General features: G+C 68.3%; 5 protein-coding genes. 3 read left to right on the top strand and 2 right to left on the bottom strand.

Annotation, left to right across the window (positions count from 1 at the left end; all coding sequences use genetic code 11):
- The first annotated feature begins 44 nt into the window (after positions 1–44).
- From GORHZ_RS01775 to GORHZ_RS01760, 3 genes are all read left to right on the top strand, one after another.
- A complete protein-coding gene (locus GORHZ_RS01775) occupies positions 45–884 on the top strand; it encodes a sulfurtransferase (protein WP_006329810.1) in 840 nt (279 codons plus the stop codon).
- A 3-nt stretch (positions 885–887) separates the two neighbouring features.
- Complete coding sequence (locus GORHZ_RS01770) at positions 888–1193, top strand: DUF1416 domain-containing protein (protein ID WP_006329808.1); 306 nt, start codon at positions 888–890, stop codon at positions 1191–1193.
- A 223-nt stretch (positions 1194–1416) separates the two neighbouring features.
- A complete protein-coding gene (locus tag GORHZ_RS01760; protein WP_006329806.1) occupies positions 1417–2067 on the top strand; it encodes a heme-binding beta-barrel domain-containing protein in 651 nt (216 codons plus the stop codon).
- A 7-nt stretch (positions 2068–2074) separates the two neighbouring features.
- Here the strand turns inward: GORHZ_RS01760 and GORHZ_RS01755 are convergent, their stop codons facing one another.
- Positions 2075–3388 (bottom strand): hypothetical protein, encoded by a 1314-nt coding sequence (locus GORHZ_RS01755; RefSeq protein WP_157205020.1) that lies wholly within the window; start codon positions 3386–3388, stop codon positions 2075–2077.
- Between the two features lie 431 nt (positions 3389–3819).
- Positions 3820–4855: ATP-binding cassette domain-containing protein (locus tag GORHZ_RS01750; protein WP_006329794.1), on the bottom strand; the 1036-nt coding region annotated here is incomplete at its 5' end.

The raw sequence follows: 4855 nt of genomic DNA, 5'->3' as shown, positions 1-4855 counted from the left end.
CCCACCCTTTTCAGCACCCACAGATACGGGGAAGGAAACCCACCATGGCACGATCCGATGTCCTGGTCAGCGCAGAATGGGCTGAGCAGAACCTCACCACCGACGGGGTCGTCTTCGTCGAGGTCGACGAAGACACCAGCGCGTACGACGGCGGCCACATCGCCGGCGCCGTCAAGCTCGACTGGAAGACCGACCTGCAGGATCCGGTCCGCCGCGACTTCGTCGACGCCGAGCATTTCTCCAAGCTGCTCTCCGAGCGCGGCATCGCCAACGACGACACCGTCGTCCTCTACGGCGGCAACAACAACTGGTTCGCCGCCTACGCGTACTGGTACTTCAAGCTCTACGGCCACAACGACGTCAAACTGCTCGACGGTGGCCGCAAGAAGTGGGAACTCGACGGTCGTCCTCTGTCGGCCGACACGGTGACCCGCCCGGCCACCACCTACAAGGCCGCCGAGCCCGACCTGACCATCCGCGCGTTCCGCGACGAGGTGATCGCCGCCATCGGCAACAAGAACCTCGTCGACGTGCGCAGCCCTGACGAGTTCACCGGCAAGATCCTCGCACCGGCCCACCTGCCCCAGGAGCAGAGCCAGCGTCCCGGCCACATCCCCGGCGCGATCAACGTGCCGTGGAGCAAGGCCGCCAACGAGGACGGCACCTTCCGCTCCGACGACGAACTCGCGGAGCTGTACGCCGAGGCCGGCCTCGACGGCGAGAAGGAGACCATCGCCTACTGCCGCATCGGCGAGCGTTCGAGCCACACCTGGTTCGTGCTGCAGGAACTCCTCGGTCACCAGAACGTGAAGAACTACGACGGCAGCTGGACAGAGTACGGCTCGCTGGTCGGTGTCCCGGTTGAGCTCGGGGAAGGAAAGTAAATCATGTGTGCTGCACCCAAGCAGGGACAGAAGCTGCCCGCCGGCGTCGACGTCGAAAAGGAGACCGTGCTGACCGGCACCGTCAACGATGAGTCGGGCACCCCGGTGGCCGGCGCCTTCGTCCGGCTGCTCGACTCGACCGGCGAGTTCACCGCCGAGGTCGTCGCCAGCCCGACCGGCGACTTCCGCTTCTTCGCCGCCCCCGGCAAGTGGACGCTTCGTGCGCTCTCGTCGGTGGGCAACGGCGACGTGACCGTGTCCCCCGAGGGACCCGGCGTGCACGAGCACGACATCGTCGTCTCGAAGTAGTCCGTCCGAACCGCCGACGGCCCCGGCTCCCCCGCGTGGGAGCCGGGGCCGTTTCGCGTCGACATGTGTGTGTTTTCCCACCCACCTCCCGGTCGGTTCCCATCATCGGTGCACGCTAGAATCGGTCCGTGGTCCTCTTCTTCGAAATCCTGCTGATCCTCGCCTCGATCCTGATCGTCTGGTTCGGCGTCTACGTCCTCTACCGGTTGATCAACGACGAGTCGTGACCTCTCCCGACGGCGATCCGGGCGGCGCGGCGCGTCGATCCGGCGACGAGGCGATCCGACAAGCCGCCGAGCGCGCCAAGGAGACAGCCGACCGTAACCTTCCCGAGTGGGGGGAACTCCCCCTGCCGCACGACACCGCCAATCTGCGCCGCGGAGCCGACCTGCACTCCGGTCTGCTCGCGCTGCTGCCGCTGGTCGGGGTCTGGCAGGGTGAAGGCGAGGCCAACGACCCCGAGACGGGTCAGGACTACCACTTCGCGCAGCAGATCATCGTCAGCCATGACGGCCAGAACTTCCTCAACTGGCAGGCCCGGTCGTGGGTCATCGACGAGGACGCCCGATTCCTGCGCCCCGATCTCCGAGAGACCGGTTACTGGCGCATCGGTCCCGACGACACGATCGAATTACTCCTCGCCCACGCCGAGGGGTCGATCGAGCTGTTCTACGGTCAGCCGCTGACACAGACCTCGTGGGAACTCGCCACCGACGTCGTCATCAAGGCCGATTCCGGGCGGCGCACCGGCGGGGCCAAGCGCCTCTACGGCCTCGTCGAGGACGGTGACCTCGCCTACGTCGAGGAGCGCGTCGACGCCGACGGTGACCTCATCCCCCGGCTGTCGGCGAAGCTGCGCCGCTACGCCGGCTGAGCCCGCCTCACCGGGTGCGGCGCAGCCGACGCCGACGATCCGACCAGGCCAGATACAGGTTCTTCTTGGGGATGGCACTGTAGACGACCACCCCGAGCATGATCACCACCGACCCGTAATTCGTTGCGGTACCGGGTTTTCCACTTGTTCCGGGGATCAGCCGCCCCGCCGAGTAGACGGCCGCCCGGCCCGGCTCGCTGTCCACCCGCCGCCCGACCACCGAGAAGACCTGGCCGGTGGAGGCATCGGCGCGCACCGGCAGTGTCCGGCGAGTCCGCGGGCCGATCTCCGCGACGACGCGTTCGTCGTCGCGGGTGTAGACCACCGCGATCGGGTCGTCGCCGGTGTTGCGGATCGTGACCGTGTCCGCACCGGCGCGGTACTGATAGGTCACTCCCGACACCTCGGCATCCAGATGGATCTGATCGGAGTACCCGGAATCCCAGTCGGCGCTCCACGGCGTCAGATAGTGGTGGTCGAGGTGGTCCCGACGACTCGGCACCGGTAGCGGAGTCGGCTTCTGCTCGCCGCCGACGAACCACAGGACACCGAGGATCGTCGGGCAGGAATCCGTGCGCGCCGCCTGGATATAGCTGACCGCGTCGCCCGGGGCGAGGGGAACCGATTCGCCGGGTTCGGCGATCACCAGGTCCCGCGGCCCGTCGGCTGCCAGCGTCAGCACCGCGATCCGTTCGTCGCCACGGTTGTGGATCGCGATCTCTCCGTCGACGCGGGTCTGATGGACGCCGTGCGCCATCGGATCGGCGAAGACGAACGACGGCCCACCGGGGGTTCCGAAGTCGACGTCGCCGGGCTTCCAGAACTCGCCTTGGGGGTCGAGGGAACCCCAGTCCACCTCGCCCGGCACCGGCCCGTCGAGGACGAACTGCGGTTCGGCGCCGTCGGCGACGGTGATCTGGCCGACGAGAACGGGCCGACCGTCACGCCGCGCGGTCTGCAGGATGTGGAACTCGGCGTCGGGAAGATCGGCCGAACCACCCGTCGGCACGTGGGTGAACGCCGTGTCGTCGGTGCCCGGCAGATGCGGCGTGGACAGCACCCCCAGGTCTCGCGCCCCGCGGTTGTGCAGGACGAGCCGGCCGGAGCCCGGCGCCAGCGAGTAGCTGAGACCCGAGACATGTCCCGGGAGCCAGCCGGTCGCGCCGTCGTTGGTCCACTCGGCGTCGTCGGGGGTCAAGAACCGCTCGGCGATGCGGTGGTCGATCGATGCGGCAGAGTCGAGGTGCAGCGCCGACGCGGTCGCGTGTAACGCAACCGACGCCACGCTGACAGATGTCATCTGGGCTTGCATCGAACTCATCTCGCCATCCCTGTCGTCGAAGTCATTGACTCTGCGGTGTTCGTGTCGCGTCCGGATACGGGTCGGTCTCGATCCGGCCCGGTCGCTGTATCCAGTTCATGTCAGAACAGCGACGCGAACACGAGTAGTCGACTACTTGAATTAGCGTTCGCGCGCGAAGTGACGTGCGTTACACCGGGCTGGTAGAAGGGGCCTGGAAGAAGGGGCGGTAGAGACCCGAAACAGGAAACGGCCCCCGCACCGCCCCATCGGGGGCCGTTGCCGACCGGACATGATCGGGGTGCGGGGGCCGGGTGACCATCTGGAATTCGCCGGCACGAACGGTGCGGGTGAATGCCACACGATCCGCGTCTAGCGGATGGTCACCTCACGTGTCCAACAGTCATACAACTTCGAACCACCTCCTTCCTCGTGTAGAGCAGACGCTACGCCTACCCGCCCGCGTTGCCAACGGTTTTTCCGGTGGCGGCCACGGACGCGATCTCGAGCAGCCGGCAGCCCTGCTCCGACCCGGAGATCTCCTGGGCGACAGTCTGATGCGTCACGACGACGACGATCCGGTCCGGCCCGAACAGTCCGCCGTCGCCGACGGTGAGACGACGCAGAATCCGGGCCGCATCGTCGGCGTCGAGGTGTTCGGTGGGCTCGTCGAGCAGCACGATCGGCGCCGGGTGGAGCAGCGCCCGGGCGAGCAGCAACCGGCGACGCTGACCACCGCTCACCGCCTCGGCCCCACCGACCAGTTCGGTGTCGAGTCCGTCGGGCAACGAGTCCACCCACCCGGACAAGCCCACCGCCGCCACCGCGTCGGAGATCTCGGCCGCGGTCGCGTCACCGCGTGCGACGAGCAGGTTCTCGCGGACCGTCGTGGAGAAGATGTGCCCCTCCTCGGCGAAGTAACAGGTCGCGGCGCGCAGGTCGACCGGGTCGCCGGAGTCGTCCTGGCATGTCACGACGCCCGCGCGAGGGGCCAGCAGACCGGCCAGGGTCAGCAACAGGGTGGATTTGCCCGACCCGCTCTCGCCGACCACGATCAGGCGTCCGCCGGGAGGCAGCCGCATGCTGACCCCGTCGGCGGGACCGAGGTCCGGTGTCGAGGGTCGACCCCAGCGCAGCCCGTCGATCCGCATCGTCACCGGTGCGGTGTGGATCGGCCGGTCGGTCCGGTCGGTGCCGCCGGGTGCCTCCTCGGGTGGCCCGGCACCGTCGACGAGGGCCATCACCCGCGCCGCGCTCTGCCGGCTGCGCTCTAGTTGGATCCCCGCCTGGGTGAGCGGGCCGGTGGATTCGAAAGCCGACAGCGGAAGCAGGATGAGCACGCCCAGCGCCATCGGGGTGAGTCCTTCGCCGGTGGCGACGCCGGCCAGCGACGTCGGCACCGACGACGCGAGATGAATGCCGATGAGGCACGCGGCGAGCACCGAGGCGCCCAACGCCAGCGGGGTCGCCGCGGCCGCCGCCGCCTGT

Origin of the sequence: Gordonia rhizosphera NBRC 16068 (assembly GCF_000298195.1) — a bacterium.
GTDB classification, from domain to species: domain Bacteria; phylum Actinomycetota; class Actinomycetes; order Mycobacteriales; family Mycobacteriaceae; genus Gordonia; species Gordonia rhizosphera.
The sequence above is the reverse complement of the archived record's forward strand: the minus strand, read 5'-3'. Positions and strand labels throughout refer to the sequence as shown.